Source organism: Shewanella scandinavica, assembly GCF_031932065.1.
In the GTDB taxonomy this organism is placed as follows: Bacteria; Pseudomonadota; Gammaproteobacteria; order Enterobacterales; family Shewanellaceae; genus Shewanella; species Shewanella baltica.
On record NZ_JAUOES010000001.1, the window covers coordinates 50,993 to 73,269 of the forward strand.

The 22,277-nt window shown below is 38.0% G+C and carries 23 protein-coding genes and 1 tRNA gene; 7 read left to right on the forward strand and 17 right to left on the reverse strand.

What is annotated here, in order from left to right; all coding sequences use genetic code 11:
• Nucleotides 1-158 precede the first annotated feature (158 nt).
• From flgA to Q4Q50_RS00275, 3 genes are all read left to right on the forward strand, one after another.
• Nucleotides 159-866 (forward strand): flagellar basal body P-ring formation chaperone FlgA, encoded by a 708-nt coding sequence (gene flgA / locus Q4Q50_RS00265; RefSeq protein WP_259503887.1) that lies wholly within the window; start codon nucleotides 159-161, stop codon nucleotides 864-866.
• A gap of 75 nt (nucleotides 867-941) precedes the next feature.
• Nucleotides 942-1,265, forward strand: coding sequence for a flagellar biosynthesis anti-sigma factor FlgM (gene flgM, locus Q4Q50_RS00270; RefSeq protein ID WP_006082433.1), 324 nt, complete (start codon nucleotides 942-944; stop codon nucleotides 1,263-1,265).
• Nucleotides 1,266-1,267: 2 nt separating this feature from the next.
• Nucleotides 1,268-1,693, forward strand: a complete 426-nt coding sequence (locus Q4Q50_RS00275; RefSeq protein WP_006082434.1) for a flagella synthesis protein FlgN — start codon at nucleotides 1,268-1,270, stop codon at nucleotides 1,691-1,693.
• A gap of 142 nt (nucleotides 1,694-1,835) precedes the next feature.
• On the opposite strand, the gene Q4Q50_RS00280 is transcribed toward Q4Q50_RS00275, so the two are convergent.
• A complete protein-coding gene (locus tag Q4Q50_RS00280) occupies nucleotides 1,836-2,285 on the reverse strand; it encodes an LPP20 family lipoprotein (RefSeq protein ID WP_300477236.1) in 450 nt (149 codons plus the stop codon).
• Entirely contained in the window at nucleotides 2,282-2,914 is a 633-nt protein-coding gene (locus tag Q4Q50_RS00285) for a FlgO family outer membrane protein (RefSeq protein WP_311897837.1), read from the reverse strand. Before Q4Q50_RS00285 ends, Q4Q50_RS00280 begins: the two co-directional genes overlap by 4 nt.
• Nucleotides 2,915-3,193: 279 nt before the next feature.
• Between Q4Q50_RS00285 and Q4Q50_RS00290 the strand changes: the two genes are divergently transcribed.
• The 4 genes from Q4Q50_RS00290 (at nucleotide 3,194) to Q4Q50_RS00305 (ending at nucleotide 6,089) form a co-directional block, all read left to right on the forward strand.
• Nucleotides 3,194-4,360: a flagellar assembly protein FlgT gene (locus Q4Q50_RS00290; RefSeq protein WP_311890021.1), complete on the forward strand. Its 1,167-nt coding sequence runs from the start codon at nucleotides 3,194-3,196 to the stop codon at nucleotides 4,358-4,360.
• A 55-nt stretch (nucleotides 4,361-4,415) separates the two neighbouring features.
• Nucleotides 4,416-4,491 (forward strand) — tRNA-Arg (locus Q4Q50_RS00295).
• Between the two features lie 51 nt (nucleotides 4,492-4,542).
• Entirely contained in the window at nucleotides 4,543-5,835 is a 1,293-nt protein-coding gene (locus Q4Q50_RS00300; protein ID WP_311890022.1) for a motility associated factor glycosyltransferase family protein, read from the forward strand.
• Nucleotides 5,835-6,089 (forward strand): hypothetical protein, encoded by a 255-nt coding sequence (locus Q4Q50_RS00305; protein ID WP_263196067.1) that lies wholly within the window; start codon nucleotides 5,835-5,837, stop codon nucleotides 6,087-6,089. Before Q4Q50_RS00300 ends, Q4Q50_RS00305 begins: the two co-directional genes overlap by 1 nt.
• A 13-nt stretch (nucleotides 6,090-6,102) precedes the next feature.
• Here Q4Q50_RS00305 and Q4Q50_RS00310 read toward each other — a convergent pair whose 3' ends face one another.
• The 15 genes from Q4Q50_RS00310 to Q4Q50_RS00380 form a co-directional block, all read right to left on the reverse strand.
• Nucleotides 6,103-7,110, reverse strand: a complete 1,008-nt coding sequence (locus Q4Q50_RS00310; protein WP_311897838.1) for a glycosyltransferase — start codon at nucleotides 7,108-7,110, stop codon at nucleotides 6,103-6,105.
• Nucleotides 7,110-8,912 (reverse strand): thiamine pyrophosphate-binding protein, encoded by a 1,803-nt coding sequence (locus Q4Q50_RS00315; RefSeq protein WP_311897839.1) that lies wholly within the window; start codon nucleotides 8,910-8,912, stop codon nucleotides 7,110-7,112. Before Q4Q50_RS00315 ends, Q4Q50_RS00310 begins: the two co-directional genes overlap by 1 nt.
• A gap of 13 nt (nucleotides 8,913-8,925) precedes the next feature.
• On the reverse strand, nucleotides 8,926-10,068 hold the full coding sequence (locus Q4Q50_RS00320) for a class I SAM-dependent methyltransferase (protein WP_311897841.1): 1,143 nt from the start codon (nucleotides 10,066-10,068) through the stop codon (nucleotides 8,926-8,928).
• Nucleotides 10,069-10,092: 24 nt separating this feature from the next.
• The gene (locus tag Q4Q50_RS00325) at nucleotides 10,093-11,373 is read right to left on the reverse strand and encodes a radical SAM protein (protein WP_311897842.1); all 1,281 of its coding nucleotides are present in this window, start codon (nucleotides 11,371-11,373) and stop codon (nucleotides 10,093-10,095) included.
• Nucleotides 11,370-12,251 (reverse strand): NAD-dependent epimerase/dehydratase family protein, encoded by an 882-nt coding sequence (locus Q4Q50_RS00330; RefSeq protein ID WP_311890027.1) that lies wholly within the window; start codon nucleotides 12,249-12,251, stop codon nucleotides 11,370-11,372. Before Q4Q50_RS00330 ends, Q4Q50_RS00325 begins: the two co-directional genes overlap by 4 nt.
• A gap of 19 nt (nucleotides 12,252-12,270) precedes the next feature.
• Nucleotides 12,271-13,398 carry a radical SAM/SPASM domain-containing protein gene (locus Q4Q50_RS00335; RefSeq protein WP_311890028.1) on the reverse strand — a complete coding sequence of 376 codons (1,128 nt, stop codon included), beginning with the start codon at nucleotides 13,396-13,398 and terminating at the stop codon, nucleotides 12,271-12,273.
• Between the two features lie 9 nt (nucleotides 13,399-13,407).
• Complete coding sequence (locus Q4Q50_RS00340) at nucleotides 13,408-14,073, reverse strand: HAD family hydrolase (RefSeq protein ID WP_263196074.1); 666 nt, start codon at nucleotides 14,071-14,073, stop codon at nucleotides 13,408-13,410.
• A 4-nt stretch (nucleotides 14,074-14,077) separates the two neighbouring features.
• Nucleotides 14,078-14,863 (reverse strand): aldolase/citrate lyase family protein, encoded by a 786-nt coding sequence (locus Q4Q50_RS00345; protein WP_311897844.1) that lies wholly within the window; start codon nucleotides 14,861-14,863, stop codon nucleotides 14,078-14,080.
• 101 nt (nucleotides 14,864-14,964) lie between these two features.
• Entirely contained in the window at nucleotides 14,965-16,350 is a 1,386-nt protein-coding gene (gene rfbH, locus Q4Q50_RS00350) for a lipopolysaccharide biosynthesis protein RfbH (protein WP_263196076.1), read from the reverse strand.
• A 1-nt stretch (nucleotide 16,351) separates the two neighbouring features.
• Nucleotides 16,352-17,431: a CDP-glucose 4,6-dehydratase gene (gene rfbG, locus Q4Q50_RS00355; protein WP_311898023.1), complete on the reverse strand. Its 1,080-nt coding sequence runs from the start codon at nucleotides 17,429-17,431 to the stop codon at nucleotides 16,352-16,354.
• The gene (gene rfbF, locus Q4Q50_RS00360) at nucleotides 17,425-18,195 is read right to left on the reverse strand and encodes a glucose-1-phosphate cytidylyltransferase (RefSeq protein WP_263196077.1); all 771 of its coding nucleotides are present in this window, start codon (nucleotides 18,193-18,195) and stop codon (nucleotides 17,425-17,427) included. Before rfbF ends, rfbG begins: the two co-directional genes overlap by 7 nt.
• Nucleotides 18,196-18,244: 49 nt before the next feature.
• A complete protein-coding gene (locus tag Q4Q50_RS00365; protein WP_311897847.1) occupies nucleotides 18,245-19,300 on the reverse strand; it encodes a putative sugar O-methyltransferase in 1,056 nt (351 codons plus the stop codon).
• A gap of 7 nt (nucleotides 19,301-19,307) precedes the next feature.
• Entirely contained in the window at nucleotides 19,308-20,411 is a 1,104-nt protein-coding gene (locus Q4Q50_RS00370; protein ID WP_263196079.1) for an FkbM family methyltransferase, read from the reverse strand.
• Nucleotides 20,411-22,003: a class I adenylate-forming enzyme family protein gene (locus Q4Q50_RS00375; protein WP_311897850.1), complete on the reverse strand. Its 1,593-nt coding sequence runs from the start codon at nucleotides 22,001-22,003 to the stop codon at nucleotides 20,411-20,413. Before Q4Q50_RS00375 ends, Q4Q50_RS00370 begins: the two co-directional genes overlap by 1 nt.
• Nucleotides 22,003-22,260: an acyl carrier protein gene (locus Q4Q50_RS00380; RefSeq protein WP_311890034.1), complete on the reverse strand. Its 258-nt coding sequence runs from the start codon at nucleotides 22,258-22,260 to the stop codon at nucleotides 22,003-22,005. The genes Q4Q50_RS00375 and Q4Q50_RS00380 overlap by 1 nt, the downstream gene beginning before the upstream one ends.
• Between the last annotated feature and the right edge of the window lie 17 nt (nucleotides 22,261-22,277).

Genomic DNA, 22,277 nt, shown 5'->3' on the forward strand with positions numbered 1-22,277 from the left:
AGTATAGGCATATTAATTGCTTACGTCTTATCTATCGATAAACATAGTCGAAACTGAGTCAATCTTCTGACAGTGATGCAAAATATTATTACAGTGGTCAGCTTCGAACTTGATAAAAGTATAGGTGCATTCTGGCGTTACAAGCTAGTCTCTTCATTATGAAAGTAAATTTAGTCTGTTTTTTTAGTGTTTTCGCCCTCTTCATGCCCGCTTTTGCGAGTGCAGAGCCTATTGTTCCCACCGTATCGGCCATCTCAGAATTAGCTAAAGCGCTTATTTCAGAAAAGATATCCGTGCCAGCGAATGCCAAAGTCGATATTTCGCCGCAAATAGTTGACGCAAGAATGCTGCCGTCACAATGTTCGTCGCCGATTAAGGTTGAATTGGCTAGTGACAGGGAAATTAGCCGTAATAACACCCTAAAAGTCAGCTGCAATACGCAAGAGCTTGCTTACCCTTGGCAGATTTATATCTCGGTTAGAGTGGATATTTTATTCCCCGTTGTTGTCACAACTGAAACCTTAGCGCCTGGCGAACTCATCTCCCCTAGCCAAGTTGAAATCCGTTACATTGAGCAAAATAGTTTACGGGGCGCTGAATTTGATGACCCAAGTAAATTAGCTGGTGTGCGAGTCAAACGACGCGTCTCGAAGGATAATCCTATATTGAGCAATAACTTATGCTTCGTGTGTAAAAACGACTCGGTATCTATTTATGTTCGCTCTAACTCATTCGAACTTAAAACTGCGGGCGAAGCCCTACAAGATGGCAATAAAGGCGATCGGATCAGAGTCAAAAATAGCAGTTCAAACAAAGAACTAGATGCTATAGTCACGGGCATTGGCGAAGTTGAAGTAAGAATGTAAAATATTCTAAAGCTTTTTTATAAGCTGCCGATACCCCAGTTAAGAAATCCCGTACACACGACGCTGGAGCCGAAAATGGCAATTGATATTAGCAAACTCAACACTGCAACGACCACACAAGTTCGTTCAGGTGCAACTAAAACTAGCAGCGATCAATCTGCTCAAGTTGCCACAAAATCGACAACACCACAAAGAAGCGACTCAGTGGTGATTACAGCGCAAGCACAACAACTTCAAGGAGCTCAGACTAAAATGGCGAGCCTTCCTGAAGTTGATCAAAAGAAAGTGGCCGAAATTAAACAGGCTATCGCCGAAGGCCGCTATAAAATTGACCCAGAAAAGTTGGCTGCCAATATTGCAAGTTTTGAAGCCGAACTTAATGACTTGAATAAAGAGTAACTATGACTGAAATAGCTAAACTGGTAGATCTACAACACGCCCATTTGGCTGTTCTTAAGCAAATCATACTCAAGGAAAAAGGCGCTTTGGTTGACCAAAACGCCGATTTACTGCTTTCTCTTGCTAACGAAAAATCACAATGTCTGAAAGAACTCAAGACTAATGACGATATTCTGGCAAACCACACTGATAAGTCTCAACTCACTCAGCAAAGTGAACTCGTGCATAAAATGGCCGTAGTCAAAGACGCATTAACTGAATGCAAAGAACTGAACGATCAAAATGCCAGTTTAATTGAGATGAATTTAGCCAGTCTCAATCGCTTCGCTCAAGCTTTACAAGCCAGCAGAAACGCCTCCAGCCTTACGTATAACGATAAAGGCAAGACCTCAACTATCTCAAGTTTAGGTAATGATTTAAAGGCCTAACAGGCGCATCAATTCCCACTCTGTATTTCCCGCTTCTAAGCTCTGCTCTGATTAAAGATTAGACTTTGATACTTGTGCAGAAAAAGAAAAGCCGCATAACTACTCGCATAGTACGCGGCTCAATAGAGTCATGTAGAAATGACTAGAAATACGTGACTTCTTTCACTCGCTGTGGACGACTCTGTTGTTGATACAGCGCCCATACCTGTGAAAAATCCAGTTCTAACTCAGTGACATAATGATCACCAGCCGGATAACTCTTAACGACCCGCGCCCCACGGATCACGCCAGAAACCGACGCTTTAACATTATCGTCCGTCAACATCCAATCACTGACACTACTGTTTGCCGTTATTTTCTGCCCATAAACTTGTTCTGCTAATTCACGATAGGCCACAATTTTTGATGCTTGCATGGCCATCAACACTCTTTGTGATTGCTCTTTAGCCGGTTGAGTCGCTAAGGGCGCATATCCTATGGCCGTTAACTTAGGAAAACTCGGCGGCGGCACATCTTCCCATTGCACATATCTATCTTTAGCCGCGCAGCCAGTTAGCATTAGCGCCGCAATAAATAACAGGTAGCGTTTCATTTTCCATCTCCTAAAACACGCACTTCATTCATGCCTGGACTCGCCTGACGATATAAGACGCCATTTTGTGACACAATTTGCTCCGATGGCTGCATGTAGTTTGCCAACTCTTTTTGAGTCACAAACGTTTGAGAGGCCGATACCACGCGATTGTTACTTATATTCACAATCCGAGTATTGATCGCCATACCATTGGTAACTGGGCTCATAGTCGAAACGACAAGATGCTCAACGGGAAGATTTTTCGACAATTGTTGCCAATCTCGCGTCAAAATAAAATCCCCATTAGCCGTCACTCTCAAGCCATCTGCTAAATTTAAATCAACCACATTAAACTGAAAGCTATGGAGCGACGTCATTAATCCTTGCTGTAACTGCTGCGCCAACGCATTTGTGCCATTCATGTCACCCACTAATACAGGGGTTGTGACCACAATAGGCTGATCTGAACGCAAAGCATCATTTTGCTTAACGAGCTCTGTCACAATTCGCTGTGCTAAATGGTTGATCACTGCCGTTGGCGGCAACCCATTGCCATCCACTAAACTCGGCTTGGGCGGTGTAACCGATTTAGCCACGCATCCACCTAACATAATCAATGTTAAGGGAATAATTACACGCTTTAGCATTGGATTTACCTCATTTGTGGGTGTACTGGCAATTAAATAACTCACACTCTATGCGTTTCATTTTTGTGAGTAACAAAAGCCAGCAATCTTCAGACCAAAATTGCTCCAGCCCGACAATATTATGCTCATACGCTGTATATCGACTGCGCCAATGGAAACTTTATCGAAAACTCTCGTTACTCAGGCATGAAATTTGCTTTGCCGGTATATTAGATTAAGTGTCAGGAAACTGGCTCGATTAGCAAGCTCGCCAATAGCTTAGCGATAAGGATTGTATTGATGCACATACCACGTTCAGCTTCGCTCATCATTTTGAGCCTTGCACTGCTGTCTTTGCCTACTCGGGCCGAATGGATAGAAGCCAGTGGTGAAGCGACTATTATCAATGGTAATACGGCTCAAGCAAGGGAAGAAGCGATTAATCAAGCCGTTAGCTATGCTACATTAAGCACAGGCATTCAAATATCCAGTGAACAACAAACCTCTAACGGAAACCTTACACAAAATAATTTTGCGATAAATCGCAACGCCCAAGCTATCAGCATCCAACTCGTTAGCGAACGAATCCAGGGAAACAAAATTTATGTGTCCCTACGACTCGATCTAAATGATGATCCTACGCAGCAGTGTCCAAATGGACAATTAAAGGCCGCGATTCTAATCCCTCAAGCACAAATCAAAGATCGTACTCAGCTCAGATATGGGCAGCTTTCAGGTTTTGAAGAAGTTATTTCAGAAAAACTTGGTAGTGTTATAGACGATTACTCCGCCACAGGCTTTAGCCACACTCACGCTAAAGAACTGCTCGATATTAAACAAGACCTAGTAGATATTCGCGGTTATCGACTCCCAAGCTGGCTCAGTGAAATTACCGACAGCCAATATATCCTCCAACCACAAATTATGGATATCTCAATGGAGCCAGTGCAGGCAACCTTCCTAGGATTTTGGGATGAAGCTCCACTCAGGCAATTCCAGTTCAAACTTAGCCTCTATCATGGGATCAGTGGCGAAGAAGTTTGGAGTAAAAGCTACAGCACATCGGCGCCATGGGAATTTGAAGAACAAGCCATTATTGCCCCGAATACGGACAGATTCTGGCGATCATCCTATGGCAAAAATATTACTAAGTTAATGCAACAGGCTACCCATGATTTAGACAGCACACTCAATTGCAGACCCTTACTCGGCCAAGTCGTAAGCCGCCAAGCGGACAGGATCATTTTAAATCTCGGCCGTAAACATGGCATTCGTGTTGGGGATAAATTCCAAGTCGTATTACAGCAAAACCTACCGGATAGACTCAATGAAATGCGCGCAGTCGCAACCAAAAGTCGAGCCACGGTAAAAATTGAACAAGTGAGTGAAGAAAGCTCAACAGCAGTACTTGTTGACCAAAATGCGGCCTACAATGTGCAGATAAACGACATAGCGCTTAAGATTTAAGCAACTAAATCATAAGCCTTTTAATCAGAGATAAAACCAGTATAATCACTGTCGTCTCTCTATAGCTCAACAGGATAGAGCAGCCGCCTCCTAAGCGGCCGATCGGGGTTCGAGTCCCTGTGGAGAGACCAGATAGTGACCTTGGTGATATCAAACTCCCAGAAATCTTCCGGAGAAACGGAATGACTGAGCTATTTGCGTCTAATCTCAATATTATCGTCAAGCGTTGGCCTATCGTAGCAGCTGCAATAAAATCAAGTCCATTTGATCACCTTAAAGCTCACTTAGTTATTGGAAGTAATCAAACAATCAGTGTTAATGGTATTCAATTAAGCAGCCGACACGATCGTATTGCAGAAGCCAAGCTGTACATCAATACCCTTCCAAAAGATGTAAATAGTGTGACAGTTTATGGTGTGGGTATGGGAGATGTTCCGACACTATTAATTGAAAAAAACTCGATTAATACGATTAAAGTCTGCTTGCTTAATACATCACTATTCTCATTATTGATCACCTATACAGATCAATCAGAATGGCTTAGTCATCCCAAAGTTCAACTACTCGAGCCCCAAAAACAAAATCGCCTTGATCCGGTCTATATTGCCATCACCCCAGACTTAAGTTTAGTCTCAAATGAAAATGCCAGTTTACGTGATTTGCTGGTTTACGAAAATAATATAGAATTTGTGAATAGCAAACATAAATTAGATGACCCTGTAATTAAAGCAAGATTCTCAGAGAATCTCTCTTTTCTCAAATTAGATCCTGATGCCGCAATGTTAAAATTAATACACAAGCAGCACACAGCTTTTGTCATAGGATCTGGCCCTACACTCGAGGAACATTACGGTTATCTAAAATCACAGCGTGAGCGGCCTAGCAATGATAGGCCATTGCTGATAGCAGTAGATACATCGTTCAAAGCATTAATGGGACAAGGTATTATTCCTGATATTCTCGTTAGTATCGAGCATAATATTACACAAGAGCATCTACCAGAAAGTATTCCTGAAACAGTAACGCTAGTCTATTTCCCTAGAATACCCGCGAAAGTAATTAGTTCTTGGCCTGGTCCTCGTTTTAATGCGTATTCAAAAGGGAAAATTTACGATCAGCTTCATAAAACATATCCAAAATTACGTTTATTTACTAATGGCAGCGTGATTCATCCAGCCATAGATCTTGCAGTACACTTAAATATCTGGGAAATTACATTATTCGGATGTGATTTTAGCTATCCAAATAATAAAACCCATGCATTTTGGAAGGATGGTGAAATTGGGCCTAAGGCGGGGAATGCAAAACACTGGATAATCAATGGTAGAGGCGAGCGAGTTGCAACTGATCTTAACTTTAGAGCCTACCTTAGAAACTTGGAACATTATATAGCAACTAAACCTCGTATAAAGTTTTATCAATCAAACCTATCTGGTGCGAAAATCAAAGGAACTCAATTCAAGGATTGCAAATAATGCTGCATAATAATCAAGCCTTAGACGTTCAACTAATTAATACAGCGCAACAATTCCGTTTGGGAAAAGAGGCCGAAGCCTCTAAAAGATTAAGAAATTGCATAGATTTACTTGAGTCAGAACTGAAAAAATTAAAGGATACATCAGCCATTTCTAACATAATACCATTAATGTTAGCCGCTCAAGAACGACAAGACTGGCTTGGACTTGCAGATTATTTAGAGTATGAATTAGCTTATATTCTAAACAACTAAAATCACTTTATTTTTATATATCTAACTTTGGATTAATCAACCTAATTAATTGATACCTCTTTCGCCTAATCCACTCAATCGCTCCTGCAAAAACTTTGCAGATAACTGAAGGAATTAAGCACAAAAAAAACATATAACAAAAAATAACTTTACCGCAAAGTTTTAAAACACTATTTTTATTTTCCCCCAACAATTTAAAGTTTAACCCATTTGCCCCTCGAATGTGTAACAAACTTCTCCAGCTTAATAAACCAGAGTGAGTTACTAATAATTTTTTTGCAATATCTTTACTTCTATCCGAATATACATCCGGTAAATTAGCAACGAAAGATGGCCAATTATAAAACATTATTTCAAAAAATCTTGAGGGCCATCCAACTTTTCTGACTGGCGTTTTAAGAGTTACTACACTTAAATCTCTACAAAAAAGTAAACTAAAATGATTACTTGCAATATAATCAAGCACAAAGCCGACAATACCAAAATCAGTCCCCCTATACTTTTCAAATCTAGGATGAGAAATCAACTTCCTATTAATAATGTTGCAACTAATACACGCAATGATTGGTGTCAATTCATCAATTACTAAATTTTTATTATTATAAACAATTTCAGTATTATGTCTATAACGTCCAACCAAGTTAGTTAAGATAAAGTCGTACTCGTTAGACCCAACTAATGTTCCTAAAATTCCATCTAAAACTGATGGTAATATTTCATAAGAATCACCTAGTATCCAAATATATTTTGAATTCGGCATAAAAACTGCATTTTCAATATTCTCATCTGAGGTCACAGTTTTAGTCAGAGATTTAACAAAAATAAATTCGTATTTACTTTTCCAATAAGCAATTACCTCAAGCGTATTATCTGTAGATGCATTATTAGAAATATAAAGCCCTATGTTAAATAACTTAAGTCGTTCAATATGTTTTTTTAAAAAAAAATCTACAAACTCAGCCCTATTATAAGTTGGCATAACAATAGCCAACGTTGTATTTAAACCTGGATGCATTTTCATTATTTCTCAGAAATTTTCCAAATATTTTCAGCCATTTCATTTTGAGATAAAAAAGGAGACATATCTTCTAGTGATGGCGATACTATACTTCCATCTGAAAGCTGTTTTGACGCTAACTTAGGAGAGAAAGCCTGAGTATCATCAAGAATAAGCTCACAGATAACTGGACCAGAATGAACCATCACTTGTTTAATAGTACTCTCCATAGAAGCATGATTATCACATTTAAAATAAGGTAAACCGAAACCCTTACTCAATGACTCAAATTTTGGAAATGTAACACCAGAGTTTCTACTCGCACCAACTTCAACACCATCAAAAAAGTTCTTTTGTGTTTGATAAATTGATGAGTAACCTGCATTATTTAAAATGAATATCTTAATTGGCAATTTATTACCAACGATAGTTTCAAGTTCTTGGAGATTCATCATAATACTACCATCGCCAGCAAAACAGACAATAGGCATAGCTGGAGCCCCATAAGAGGCTCCTATTGCAGCTGGTAACTCGTACCCCATAGATGCGGAGCCAGAATTTGTCCATAAACGAGTTTTAGATTTAATTACTGCAGCTTGGAAGCCAATCACGCAAGCAGACCCATTTGCGGCAACGACTATTTGGTCATCAGATAGCATCTTGAAAAACGTATCCATAAAGCAATATGGATTCACTTTAGATGAATTCCAATACTCTTTTAATACAACAGGATATCGCTTCAATCTATCTTTACACCAATCTAACCAAACTCGATGTTTAGGTTGGGCAGCAATATTCTGCTGTAAAAGAAATGGTATCAGATCAGCTAGGTCTGCTTGTATAGGTTTATCGATAATTAAACTTGGCTTTTGCATTTCCAACTCATCAATATCAACCATAATCTTATAAGCTTTAGGTGCAAATGCAGTCCAATTATAACTAATTTGCCGAATATTTAATCGGCACCCTAATATAAGAATTAAATCTGCATTTTGAATGACAAAATTACCTGAGCGATTTCCAACTGTTCCTGGTCTACCTACATATAAAGAATGTTCGTCGGGTAATAAATCATGAGCGTTCCAACCTGTAACTACTGGGACTTGAAATCTATCGATTAACTGAAGAAATGGCTCGTATGAGCGGCTAATCCTAACTCCAGAACCGGCTAAAATAACAGGCCTTTCAGACAATTCGATTGCACTAATAATTTCTGCTGACTCACTTAACAAATCCAAACTAAGCCATGGGTGCTCTAATTCTTCCGGATTAAATCCTACAAGTTCATCTGGATTAATGAATGAGCTTTGAACATCAATCGGAACATCTAACCAACAAGGGCCAGGACGTCCATGCGTTGCAAGATAAAATGCCTTTTCAAGGTGATAGCGAATTGAAGATGGATCGCTAATCATCTGTGAGTATTTAGTAATAGAGTGCACTATCTTACAAATATCAATCTCTTGATCACCATATTGTCGCAATGACATCCCAGTACTTTGAATCGTTGTTTGATACTTAACTTGCCCTGATATGACTAACATACTCAGAGAGTCTGTCCAAGCACCATGAACACCAGTAATTGCATTTGTTCCACCAGGACCAGTAGTCACATTAACAAGGGCTGGGCGATGAGTTAAGCGACTATATGACTCTGCAGCCATAGCGCAGGCTTGTTCATGATGATTAAAGATACAGTTCAAACCATTATGCCTACCAAGTGATTGATTAAGGTGCATAGCACCTCCACCAGTCACCATAAAAACCTGCTCGACTCCTAATTCAACTAATCGCTGTGCAATATAGTCCGATAATTTGATATTCATTTATATAAACTCTTTAGTAAGCGACTATTTTATTTCCTTCGAGAAGATAAGTGTTAAATTTTCGCTTGAAATTCTTTACGATGTTTAAAACTTCTTGAGGGTAAATTCCCGGCACCATTACAATCACTGCATCTACATCTGAATATTCTAATGTCTCTGGTGAAACTATTTTAGTCAACATAACAGGACTGAATAGCCCTTGCTTAAATGGAGCTGAATCAATAATAAACTCAATATTATTCAACTTACTAATAGCAAGTAAAGCTAATGTTCTGTGCCCAGCTCCCCAGACAGCAACTTTTTTCCCAACAGAGACATATTTATCGACTAGTGTATTTAATTCGGCACTTAAAGAATTTACTTCTTCCATATACGAGTCTAATCTTAATGAACTTCGTTTTCTTACAATTGCTAAAATATCATTACTATTATTAATTTCCTGACACTCGAGCACATCGAACCCATTAAATTCAAATGCTCTACGTAAAGTACTAACTGTAAAGTATACTAAATGATCAGCAACGAACTCATATAGACACTTTGATTCGAGAAGGTATGACAAATTAGGTACTGTAATATATCCTACAGCATTATCTGTTGAGTTAGTGTAAATCGAATCTATAAATTGTTTTATGTCTGGTTGATGTTCCAAATAGTTAAATGAGAAAAATACTTCTGCTTTCTTAGTTATTTTCTGATCTGGTAGATAACCACAAATCATACTTCTCTCAAAAAGAACACCCTCTTCTACGGAACTCTCTGAATATTCTATACCTTCAGCACGAAGACCAGCATCAACTATAACATCTAACATGCCACCTTTACCGCAACCTATTTCAAGCGCAGTTTTTCCTAGTAAATTGTATTTCTTAACAAAAGTTGTAATTTCATTTAACCGCGTAGTTCTAGAATGCGGTGACAAAACAGCAGCAGTAATAACTTCTCTGAAATAACTCACTGGAGCAGCTTTAAGCTGTACTAAATCACATTTATTACATTGAAAAACTGCAAGTTCGATTGGCGATTCGTTATCTAACTGCTTGCTAGTTAAAAAATGCTGCGCGGCTTTTGGAAATGGGAAAAGGGTAATTAACGCATTACCTGGAAGCTCTGCGCGACACAAACGACAGTGTTCTATTTGTTCAAAATACGTCATAACTTAGTCCTATCAAATATCTAGCTATTGATGGTCAAGACTAATCTTAGTCGATGCAATTTCTTTCCATTTTTGCTGATTCAAACCCATATTATAGGCAGGCAAACCATATTTAATGCATTTACCACAAATCTTAGCACTATTTTTATTTGAGTTAATTTGCTCCAATGTAGATTCAAGATAGTTATCAGAAACAGTAATGCCATCTAGATTAAAAACAGTACAGCAAACTGGTACCTTTAAATCCCAGTTAATATTTATCTGATTTTCTTTAAATGGACAAATTTTAGAACGATACATAGAACTTGCCTCTAATCCCTCTTCAATATTTACTAATAGCATTGAATTCAATTTTTCTGTCTGTGGGTCATGAATTCCATCTAGATAGTCTAAGCAACGCTCAAGAGGCATAACAAGTGAGTAAGTAGTTGAAAGAGAGAATTTTAACTCTTCACAAAGCATCCGCATTTTTTCTAAATTTAATCCATTATTATCATTGTACAAATGATAATTTACATCAACAAAGGTTTTAGATTTAAACTTATCTAAATAATATCTCAAACGATACATATTTGATTTTACTAAATCAATATTTCCACCCGTATGAGTTTTTTCATATGTGTCTGGATAATAACCAGACAACGATACTTTGAGATATTCAGGTGACTGTCGAATAACGTTACCCAATAATTCATCTGAGTCGATAGATAAATTACTGGATAGTGCTACAGCTATGCCGTTTACATGTAAATATGAAATAATTTCAGGTAAATTTTTATGTAAAAATGGCTCACCCCAGCTATACAAGCTAACGTGAGTTACGATTTCGTTCTCACCAATAATCTTATCAACCACTTTTTCAAGGTTCTTCAATGACATGCGACCAATTGGCGTTTTGTCGCCATCTATACTATGTGCGCAAGATGGACACTTAAGATTACACGACCCCATAATATCAATGGTATAGAAAGACTCGCAATAATCAGAATACAAAATGTAATCATGGGCAGAAAATCCCATATCCATTAGCATTGAAATAATTTCAGACTCTTTTAATGATACAGCAATAACAATAGCTAAATTTTCATACTCTTTTTTCATCGTAGCCAAAACATCTGGTGAGCTAACTAATACGTCATTGACTAATTTATTCTGCAATGCAAGATCTGAGTCAATAAACCGGACAATATTAAGTGAGTTTGCAAGAGAAAAACGTAAGAACCCCATACCCGTCATTCTAGCGCCCCATATCACGATTGGACGTTTTTCTAACTGAACCAGTAAACTCACTTTTGATTTTATCATTTGAGCTGTTCCATCTCGATGATTTTTTGACAAATTTGATTTTTTTGAGGATGCTTTTCATACCATTTATAAAGGTTTGAAATTGAATCTTTAAATGGAGTAATTTTTAAGGGGCCAAATTCACTCACATAACGTGAGTTGTTTCCTGAATATTCACCTCTGCTCCCCTCCTGCTTTACAAATACTGCAGAATCTGTATTACCGACTTCATTAATGATTTCGGCGAGCTTAAACAAAGATATCGAATAACCGCTACATATATTATAATTCCTATAAACAAATTCTGATTTAAAAAATATTTCAGCAGCCAACAAAAAATCATCTACATAAAGATAATCAAAAAACATATCTTGATTAATAGAAACTTCTAATCCAGAAAGTATTCTACAGATATTGTTAGAAATAAACCTACGAGAATAATCCTCATACTTACCAAATATTCCAAACACTCGCAAATTAACAATGTTATTAGAAAACTTTTCAACATCATTTGAAATAACAAATTTTGACAACCCATATGTATCTGATGGGATATGCTTACCAAAATATTCCTCACTCATCATAGGTTCGTAATTTTTCATATCATATTCTGCACCTGAACCTATTGTAATCATCCGACCAAAAAGATGTGAACATCGGGCTAAATTAAAATATAAAATCAAATTTTCATTTAATGAGTTGATATTTACAGCACTCATTAAGACAACATCTGGGCATAAATTCGCTAGATATTTTTCTACAGCACACGTATCAAGTAAATTCAACTCATGTCTTTTTGGTGAGTATACTTCATAACCTTTCGCAGAATAATATTCCACTGCGTTTTTACCAATAAAACCATTGGATCCCAACACCAGTAATTTTATACCAACAGACATTTCACTCACCTATAGTTAATTATAATATTTCTTTTATTTTCCACTCATTAGACTGTATCCACTCATTATCATCAAGTGATTCATCTAATGCATTTAACGCTGCTAAAACTTTTTCCTTATGTGGATCAAGATCCTCATCAACACAAACCATAGGAGCAGAACAGTTATTACAAAAATTAATCTGCTCTCTTCGTCCTTTTAGCATAGCAACTCGTAATTGATGCAGAGACTTTCCTTCCCATATTTCTTTTACACTTTGTTCATTTACATTGCCAATGACAACCTTTCTTGGCCAATCCAAAGTGCAAGGACTAGTTTGACCATCACAATTAAAATGCAAATACATGAATGTGAACGGACAAATATCTTTATATTTTTTTATTTTTTGATTATACATCCCTGTTTTAGCAACTTCATTTTGCTTATCGAGTTGTGTTTCGGCCCATTGAGGTACTATTTTCTCTATGAAAATTTCATCGCAAATACCACCAAAAGTATCAAAAAAATATTGACGTTCTGTTTCATCTAGAATGAATGTTGTGTTATTACCTTTATCAAGAGCACTTGTTTGGTCCGCGATTTTCACATAAATAGTAAGTTCAGGCCCTTTAATGCTATGAAGATGTCTTACACCTTCAACTATCTCATTAAAATTCTGCTTTACACCGGCAACCTGCATGTATCTTTCATCACTTAAACCTTCAATTGATACATTAATACGTTGTAATCCAGCATCCACTAGTGCACGGTTTAACTCAGGTGTTAACTTCGAACCATTAGTAAAAACTTCGATAATTTCTGCAACATTTTTTTCTTTAGCATACTTAATCATTTCAGGAAGATCTTGGTGTAATGTAGGTTCCCCATGATTACCAATTTTAATTTTTTTAATCTTTTCAGGGAATTCAGCAAGATCATTAACAATCTTCTTGAACATTTCCACGCTCATTTTCCCACGCTTCAAGTCAACCTTTTTCATTGCTCTATTGTCGGCTTGAAAACAAAAACTACAGCGGTAATTGCAAATACTTGACACATCTATATGAACTGAAAATGGTGTTTTTAAAGGTACTCTATCTTCAATGGGTACTTTTACCGCTGAATATATTCGCGGTTGTACTTTGGCGACAATCTCATCGTTAGTCATAGTTGGGTCCTATATACACGAAATAGTTTTAAAGCTAAACGGACGCATAGCTAAGAGCTGCGACATATCATTGATATCACAATATATATCTCCTCTTGCTACACCATCATCATAGCCCGAGCTGAAAAAAATAAAGGGCACATTGGCCGCCTTAGCCGCTTTTTGATCAATGGTGGTATCCCCAACTAATAATGCACTAGCAGGTTCTAGGCCAAGTTGTTGTAACACTCTTAAGACAGGTTCAGCATTCGGTTTCGCTATATGATCAGGCCTACCTGATATAACAACGTCAAAATACTCTGCAATTTCAGTTTCAAGTAAAACTTTATCACAGAGCGCTGAAGGTTTATTTGTACATACAGCTAACTTAAAACCAATTTTTTTCAAAAACTTGAGTGTTGCTTCTACATTTGGATAGAGAGAAGATTTCGGTGTTGATATCAATTTATAACGGTCCCGAAACTCTGCAACAAGGCATGTAACGGGTTCAATTGACTGAGGAAGTGCCAAGGATAAAATCCTATCGGCTCCATGACCCATCTCCTGCAATAGACTATCTTGGTTTAAAGGCTTAAGATCACGAACTCGACGCATTTCATTAATAACTTGCGTCACTTCTCTGGCACTATCAACCAAAGTTCCATCAAGATCGAAAATAACTAACTGAATAGACATCTAATTAGCCAACTTCTTGCCGAAGTTGTAATACTCGAGTAGATAGCAATTCCAGCCGAGTTTCATCTTCTTTAGCAATACATGCATAGTAATTATGCTTATTCTGAAGCCATAGCAGTTCAAACTCAACAGCTAATAGCAACCCCTTTCTGAGCTTAGCCATGGACAAAGCATCTGCATTGAAAATGATTTTCCTTGTTTCAAAACGAGTTAGATACGTTGCCTTTAGAGCTTGCAAAAAATCGATTGCATCTAATGACACACCACCACCAACTACAAACTCAATACCTGCTAACTTACATTGTCGAGCAACCTCGAGACAATATTTAAGAATTTTGTCAGAATTAACATCACCACGCTTCATTCCATTTGATTGAGTAAAATCAACACGGCCAAAGACAATTCCAGGTTTAGTCGCAGATGAAACTATCACATCAATAATTTGCGCTAGGTTGTTAAATGTTGTCTTTGTCTCAACATTGAATAAGAATGAAGTATCCTCGAGTTCGTCCTTTGTAAACGCAGTTTCATATGCTCCTATATATTTGCTTAATGCATAAGGCGTTTCAACCATAGGCGCAACAACGTAATCAGCTCCGAATTGTTTTGCTTCAAATAAATCGCGAATTGCCTCAGCGCCACCAATTTTTAGTGCTACATCTAAGCCTGATCTGCGAGTGATCTCTAACAAACGTAAAAACTCATCACTTCGAGTACCTTCTGCCTCAAATTCTGCTTTAACGGCAACGACACCATGGTTATCTTTGAGTTGCTTAAGAATATTAAGCATTTCTCTTTCTAAAGTATTAATAGTCCTTCTCCTTTCTCAAGCTACCCTATAAATCAGCACGCAAGCATTAACACACTTGTATCGACCTGGTTACAAAAAAACTAAAGTCTTTTTTCTTTTAAGAAAAAATCTTCAAAAGATTCAATTACATAATCTAGCATTTCCGTTGTTAACGCTGGTTGGACACCAATCCAAAATGAGCTTTCCATCACTAAATCAGTCGTATTAAGACGACCTGAGACTCGATATTTTTTATCTTTCATGTAGGGCTGACGAGTTACATTGCCAGCAAATAAAAGTCTGGTACCTATTCGGCGAGATTCCAAAAACTGAAGTAATGTTAAGCGTTCGATGCCCTTATCACGTTTTAATGTTAATGGAAAACCAAACCAAGAGGGTGATGACTTCGGCGTTGCTTCAGGTAAGATAAGGTATTCTTCACAAGATTTTAAGCCCGTCTTTAGATACTCAAAATTGCGTTTTCTAGCCATAATAAACTCAGCTAAATGACCTAATTGTGCTAAACCACAGGCCGCTTGCATATCAGTAATCTTTAGGTTGTAACCTACGTGGCTATAAATATACTTGTGGTCATAACCTTGAGGTAAACTCCCTAGCTTCCAACAGTAACGTTTATTGCAGGTATTATCTTTTCCTGGAGCACAATAACAATCCCGTCCCCAATCGCGAAATGACTCTACAGTACTCTTTAGAAGCGCACTATCCGTAAATACAGCCCCACCTTCACCCATTGTAATATGATGTGCAGGATAAAAACTCAATGTCCCCAAATCACCAAAAGTGCCAACCAAACGCTCCACGCCAGATTCAATACGTGTATTACGTCCTTTAGAATAAGCCAATGATGGTTGATAAGTCGATCCTAATGCATCGCAGCAATCTTCAATTACCCATAGATTATATTTTTTAGCCAAATGCATAATCACATCAATATCAAATGGATTACCTAAAGTATGAGCTAACATAATGGCTTTGGTTTTTTTACTGATAGCTTCTTCGATTAAATCAGGATTAATATTATATGTTGGCAGCATAACATCAACGAACACTGGTATTAATCCATATTGAATTAATGGATTAACCGTTGTAGGAAAGCCTGCAGCAACTGTAATAACTTCATCACCAGGTAATAATGCTCTGTCACCTAAGCGTGATGAAGTTAATGCTGCTAACGCTAATAAATTTGCTGAAGAACCTGAATTAGTCGTTAAGACATTTTTTATATCTAATATTGATGACAAATCAGTTTCAAAAGTGTCATTAAATCTGCCTGTTGTTAACCATCCATCAAGTGATGCTTCAACCATGTTGGAGTATTCATCAACCCCAATAAGCTTTCCAGAAGGTGGAATAGGCGTATCACCACCATAAAATTTTTGGGGTATGGCTTTAATTGCAGCATACTCTTTGACCAAATCAGCGATATCTTTTCTAATTTTTGTCAATTTTTTAGAAGTATCAGTCAAGCTAATCACCTTTATCATTCAAATATTCATGAATCTGTGTTTGGGTTATTGATGCCATATTCTTACCTTGATAAAACCCACTGTACCACTCTATCGTTTTCTCAATGGCCAGTTCAATTTCCCACTTAGATTGCCAATTTAAAATACTGCGTGACTTAGATGTATCTAACTTAAGAAAATGAGCTTCGTGTGGAGCATTAATTTGAGGTTCACTTTTGACATATGCACCATCTCCCCAGTTTTTTGCTAGCTGTTGCGCTACCCATTCAACAGTTTTTGCATCGGTTTCTGCTGGACCAAAATTCCAAGCGTAAGAAGTTTCATCAGGATTCCCATCACGACTCAAAAGGTAATTGATCAGTTCTAAGTAACCAGATAAAGGTTCCAAAACATGTTGCCACGGACGGATAGCACTCGGATTTCGAATACTTGCTATCTGTTGTAAACTGAAAGCTTGAACTAGATCTGGCACTAATCGATCTTCAGACCAATCACCACCACCAATAACGTTTCCCGCTCTTGCTGAAGCCACGATCACTCCAGATTGACTTAAATAAGAATTACGGTAACAACTGGTAACTAACTCTGAACATGCTTTGCTACTACTGTAAGGATCTAATCCACCAAGGGAATCACTTTCTCGATATCCCCAATGCCATTCCCTGTTTTGATAGCACTTATCGGAAGTTACATTGAGGACACATTTAACACTCTCTGTTAATCGTATTGCTTCAAAAACATTAATAAGACCCATTACATTAGTGCTATAAGTTTCAACAGGATGGTCATAACTATGACGAACTAATGCTTGCGCTGCCATGTGAATGACAATCTCAGGTTGATGATCGATTAACACTCTTTTTATAATATCAAAGTCTCGGATGTCACCAATAATAGACTCAATATTCGCATTGATATTTAACAAGGTAAACATATTAGGCTGGGTTAAAGGGGCAAGAGAGAAACCAATGACTTCTGCACCATAATGTTTAAGCAGACAACAAAGCCAACTCCCCTTAAACCCAGTATGTCCTGTGATTAAGATTTTTTTTCCCTTAAAAAATTGCTGATTTGTTACCATATCTTCCACGGTGCCTGATTATTCTGCCACATTTCCTGAAGGTATTTCTGATCTCTAAGTGTGTCCATGGGTTGCCAGAAACCATTATGTTTAAACACTGCGAGATTATTTTCCTCTGCAAGCATTTGTACAGGTCCCTCTTCCCAACTAGTGTTATCACCCTCAATATAATTTAATACTTCAGGAGATAAAACAAAAAAACCACCATTAATCAGAGAACTATCATCCTTTGGTTTTTCTTTAAAGGTCGTTACAAGGTCACCAGAAATATTGAGCGCTCCAAAACGGCCTGGGGCTTGAGTTGCAGTTAAAGTCGCTTTCACTTTTTTAGCCATATGAAAATCAATTACATTCTGGATATTAACATCGCAGAGCCCATCACCATATGTAAAACAAAAAGCTGATTCTCCTTCAATATATTCGGCTACTCGTTTTAATCGTCCTCCAGTCATAGTCTCTTGACCTGTATCGACTAAGGTTACCCTCCAAGGCTCAACCATCTGATGATGTACTTCCATCTTATTATTTCGCATATCAAAGGTCACATCGGACATATGAAGAAAATAATTTGCAAAATACTCTTTAATTACATATCCCTTGTACCCACAACAAATTATAAAGTCATTAATACCATAAGCGGAATATAGCTTCATTATATGCCATAAAATCGGTTTACCACCAATTTCAATCATCGGTTTTGGTTTGAACAAAGTTTCTTCAGAAATACGTGTTCCATATCCACCAGCCAAAATAACCGCTTTCATAACTTAATTCCTTATTTCACTAACCTAATTTTGACAAGGCTTATGTATATTAACTTCTTTTGTAAAGTCGTAATTCTGAATGAAATTTATCAATTGTTTGAAAACCAAAAGGTAATACGTTTGTGGCAATAAGCTCGTACTCAGGTAGGAATTTATCATAATCATCTCCCAAGATAGGCACTTTAACACCAACATGAGAGTGGTCTTTTGCGACCTGTTTTCCTTCGCGAAGATTACGCAATAGCACGTATTTACTTTTTAACCGTGTTACATGTTGCAGATAATTTTGTACTATTTCAGGCTCCATTTCTTGGAAGGAGATAAAATTCACAAAAAGATCAATTTCGCCAGTGAGTTCAGGTAACTGCCAAGGACACATGACTACGGCACTAAACTCAGTACGTAGTGTATCAATATTCAAATCTGGGTAAATTTGTAACTGGGCATAATCTGCCACAAGATGTGCACCCAATACCTGTTTTAAATAATAACTGGAAAAGAGACAGGTCGGAGGAATATCTACGTTTATATAAAAAGTCTCATTTCTGCTATCACTTAGTAGAATCTCACCGAGTGAACCGAAACCACCACCGATTTCTAAGACAGTTTTGACCGAAATATCTTGTATATGTTGCTTAAGAAAATTTAATCCTAGTAGATAATTTAAACTAGAGCGACTATAAAAATGTCCATCAAACTCAAACTGTTCTAATGGGTTACCTACATGGCTTTCACTGAAATTTTGTGTAAACGGGGCACGTAACTGCTCACTCGCTTTATACACTCGATAGTCACTTTTAGCATGAGTTTCACCCGATAAAAACTCCGTCATTGACATCATGGCGCGCCGGTCATTTTGAAGGGCGCTATCACAAACAGTTAACATATTTTGATAACGTTCTGGCTGTAAAACCCAGCCATGAAATAAATATGTTGGAACGAAATAGCCTAGGGCGCTATTTAGCGTTCGAAAATTTTCAATCCCGTAATCGGCTAGATCCTGCTGCAAGCTCTTTGCACCATGTTGCCAGAAGTGACTTGGCTGATAACTGGGATCCGCATTACGCATGTCTGATATCATGGCGTTAACTTGCTCTTTCCACATATATTTATTATTCCTTATCGGGTCCAACATTTTCACTGCGTTTTTTTGGGATACAATACAGCACAGTTTCCAATAACATATCACCATAGACTCTAATGTACATGTCATAGTCTGGAACCATATCGTTGATCATCAAAGGAATATCCCATAAATCGCTAGGATTGTGATAGAGACAAATTGCCAAAACAGGGCGATATGTTTGAATAATATTCTTTGCCCCTAAAAGAGCCGCCTTTTCAGCCCCTTCTATGTCCATTTTGATAAAGTTGGGTGATCCTCCAAAAACCACGTCATCGAGTGCCACACAACTCACCAAATTATCTTGTGATCCCGTGGTTCCGGTTAATCGGCTTGAAGTACTGTGTTCAGCATCAAAAGCTAACAAACAGCACTTACTCCATACGCCAGCAGGGTAAATAAATACTCGCCCCTGATGTTCAAACCCCAAGGCTTTAACTCTACAGTTTAATTTATATAGATTACTGGGGTCAGGCTCAAAACTAGCGCAGTATTCCACCGGTAGTGCATGTAATTGCGCAGCGGTAAATAATGAGGTTAACGTATCGCCATTGTATGCACCCGCATCAATAAAACGCAGTGCTGACAAATGGTTAAAAACAGGTATATCTTCAGCAAAATATTGAATATGAGGATCGGGGATTGGATAATCTTCAACTCGATGATGTTGACGAAAACGAACTATTTGATCTAATAATTGCCGACTCTTATCATCAAATAACAGACCCCTTACTTTTGCCAATTGCTCGAGTTCCACCATTTCATCAATCACGGCTGAATACCAAAGACTGTGGGGAATTAATTGTTGGATAATAGCAGGACAAGCAAAAATGGACTCTGTAAAGTCATATACTCTAGTAAAGCCCTGTGCCACAAGTTCAGACTTGATACGTCGACTTAATAACCCTACTGATATATATATTTCGGCGTCTTTGTTCTCGATATCTTCTTGGCGTATTATCGGCAAGTCATATAGATGAGTCTGTTGACTATAGGCATCAATAAAACCATCAAGTGTGATCGATGACAATTGAAAACTTTGGAAAAAAATTTCACCTTGAATGCCTGCACCAAAAATATACCTTTCACTCATTAGCCTTTCCTCCCGTACAACATCGTTTCAAGTACGGCTGTCCAACCATTATTTAAGGAATTATACTGTTCCCTCAACAATTTCTTAGACACTTTTCCCGTTGCCGTTAATGGCAATTTTTCTGGGAAAAAATATTTTAGAGGACGCTGAAAAGGCGCTAATGAACGGTTCGTTAAGGCTCGAAGCTGAGGCTCTAAACGATCTGCATCTTTTACAATACAGATGGCGACGATAACTTCACCTAGCAACTGATCATCTACACCGATAACAGCCACTTCTAACACTCTTTCATGCGTGGAGAGTACAGCCTCAATATCCTTCGGATATATATTGATCCCCCCCGAAATAATAACGTCTTTTTTGCGACCAACGTAAGTTAAAAAACCTTCGCTATCGAGTTTACCGAGATCGCCAGTTAGAAAATAATCTCCATGCCACGCAGCCAATGTTAATTCAGGTTTATGGTAATAACCGCTAAACGCTAGTGGAGACCTTACTGCTATTTCCCCAACCTCATTGATCCCACAGACGCATAGATTTGAATTGAGTATTTGAACATCGATCGCTTCACATGGGTAGCCGACAGTATTAAATTTAAATTTTGCATCACAGGGGGCTAAATTGGTTGCGACGGCAATTTCTGTCGCGCCATAAATTTCGTGAAAATCACAGCCAATTGCGTCAAAAATTTTCTCTTTAAAAGCCGCATCTATAGGAGCTGATGACGTCACTATAGTTTTCAGTGACTTTAATGCTATCGCGTTATCGAGTAGTTCATCTTTTAAGGCATACAGGTGCGACGAGACACTGATCACAAAACTCACCGCATGTTGCTCAACTAACACTAACCACTGTTTTGGCGTAAAGGGGGCCAATCTCACTAAAGTGGCTCCCAATAATAAGGGTACAAAACTAAGTCGCTGACCTAAAGAATGAAAAAATGGTGAAGCACATAGCACTACATCGTCAGACGTTAAATGATACAGATCCCAAGTCTGTTGCGCTCTTGCAAGTTTGACACTTTGTGACACCACAATAGGTTTAGGATCACCGGTTGAGCCAGATGAAAGGGTGATCAAAAAGTCGTTATCTATGGCTTCTTGGACCAACGAGCTAAGCGCTTCTGACGCATGGCAATCATCTTGAGTAAATTCAATATTATTAGCGTAAGTATTGTGATTGGCAGGAATATTCCCCGTAGGTATCGCCAATGCATCAGTGGCTATAATACCAAACGGCAAGGCTAAAGAATGCACTTTTGCGCTAACACTACGATCGTAAACCACAAGATTAACATCTGTCGCGTTCCATCCGGCCAACAACTGTGGTGCCAGCATTTGAGCATTCGTAGGTATACATGCACCATCTAATTTTGCGATCGCAACAGAGACAGTAAAAGAATGTAATAGAGAGTCAGTTAACAGCGCTACTCGCGGTCTTTGAGTTTGGCAAATCAGTACAATCTGCTTGCACCATAATTCAATGAGTGACAACAGCTGGCCATAGGTATAACACTCATCGCCATCGATCAACGCAGTTTTATCATGAAACTGCTGGGCAACCAGCCTAAATCTCTCATATAAGCAAGACATCAGTCTCTACCCGCAATTTTATTCACCACCACTTGCGCTAAATTACCTATGACTTGGAGCTCAGACTCTGCGAGTTCACTTGGCGCGAACTTAATCTCGTATTGACTTTCTAATGTCATGATAAGACTCAAAATAGCAAATGAGTCTAAGTAGCCAGTTGAAACAAAATTGCAATTTTCATCAATAATCTGACTGTCATCTTCTAAATGTTGCCGCACATAATCGATGATAAAATTTGTCACGTCATTTATTGTCATTACTACTCACCCATTTT

Coding starts and splice junctions, on each gene's coding strand:
- rfbF (WP_263196077.1), bottom strand. CDS start 18,195: ATGAAAGCGGTTATTTTGGCTGGTGGATATGGAACACGTATTTCTGAA.
- Q4Q50_RS00370 (WP_263196079.1), bottom strand. CDS start 20,411: ATGAGTGAAAGGTATATTTTTGGTGCAGGCATTCAAGGTGAAATTTTT.
- Q4Q50_RS00365 (WP_311897847.1), bottom strand. CDS start 19,300: ATGTGGAAAGAGCAAGTTAACGCCATGATATCAGACATGCGTAATGCG.
- Q4Q50_RS00340 (WP_263196074.1), bottom strand. CDS start 14,073: ATGTCTATTCAGTTAGTTATTTTCGATCTTGATGGAACTTTGGTTGAT.
- Q4Q50_RS00335 (WP_311890028.1), bottom strand. CDS start 13,398: ATGACTAACGATGAGATTGTCGCCAAAGTACAACCGCGAATATATTCA.
- Q4Q50_RS00275 (WP_006082434.1), top strand. CDS start 1,268: ATGACTGAAATAGCTAAACTGGTAGATCTACAACACGCCCATTTGGCT.
- Q4Q50_RS00345 (WP_311897844.1), bottom strand. CDS start 14,863: ATGCTTAATATTCTTAAGCAACTCAAAGATAACCATGGTGTCGTTGCC.
- Q4Q50_RS00300 (WP_311890022.1), top strand. CDS start 4,543: ATGACTGAGCTATTTGCGTCTAATCTCAATATTATCGTCAAGCGTTGG.
- Q4Q50_RS00315 (WP_311897839.1), bottom strand. CDS start 8,912: ATGAATATCAAATTATCGGACTATATTGCACAGCGATTAGTTGAATTA.
- Q4Q50_RS00375 (WP_311897850.1), bottom strand. CDS start 22,003: ATGTCTTGCTTATATGAGAGATTTAGGCTGGTTGCCCAGCAGTTTCAT.
- Q4Q50_RS00305 (WP_263196067.1), top strand. CDS start 5,835: ATGCTGCATAATAATCAAGCCTTAGACGTTCAACTAATTAATACAGCG.
- Q4Q50_RS00330 (WP_311890027.1), bottom strand. CDS start 12,251: ATGTCTGTTGGTATAAAATTACTGGTGTTGGGATCCAATGGTTTTATT.
- Q4Q50_RS00280 (WP_300477236.1), bottom strand. CDS start 2,285: ATGAAACGCTACCTGTTATTTATTGCGGCGCTAATGCTAACTGGCTGC.
- Q4Q50_RS00325 (WP_311897842.1), bottom strand. CDS start 11,373: ATGATAAAATCAAAAGTGAGTTTACTGGTTCAGTTAGAAAAACGTCCA.
- flgA (WP_259503887.1), top strand. CDS start 159: ATGAAAGTAAATTTAGTCTGTTTTTTTAGTGTTTTCGCCCTCTTCATG.
- Q4Q50_RS00320 (WP_311897841.1), bottom strand. CDS start 10,068: ATGACGTATTTTGAACAAATAGAACACTGTCGTTTGTGTCGCGCAGAG.
- Q4Q50_RS00310 (WP_311897838.1), bottom strand. CDS start 7,110: ATGAAAATGCATCCAGGTTTAAATACAACGTTGGCTATTGTTATGCCA.
- flgM (WP_006082433.1), top strand. CDS start 942: ATGGCAATTGATATTAGCAAACTCAACACTGCAACGACCACACAAGTT.
- Q4Q50_RS00380 (WP_311890034.1), bottom strand. CDS start 22,260: ATGACAATAAATGACGTGACAAATTTTATCATCGATTATGTGCGGCAA.
- rfbG (WP_311898023.1), bottom strand. CDS start 17,431: ATGGTAACAAATCAGCAATTTTTTAAGGGAAAAAAAATCTTAATCACA.
- Q4Q50_RS00285 (WP_311897837.1), bottom strand. CDS start 2,914: ATGCTAAAGCGTGTAATTATTCCCTTAACATTGATTATGTTAGGTGGA.
- Q4Q50_RS00290 (WP_311890021.1), top strand. CDS start 3,194: ATGCACATACCACGTTCAGCTTCGCTCATCATTTTGAGCCTTGCACTG.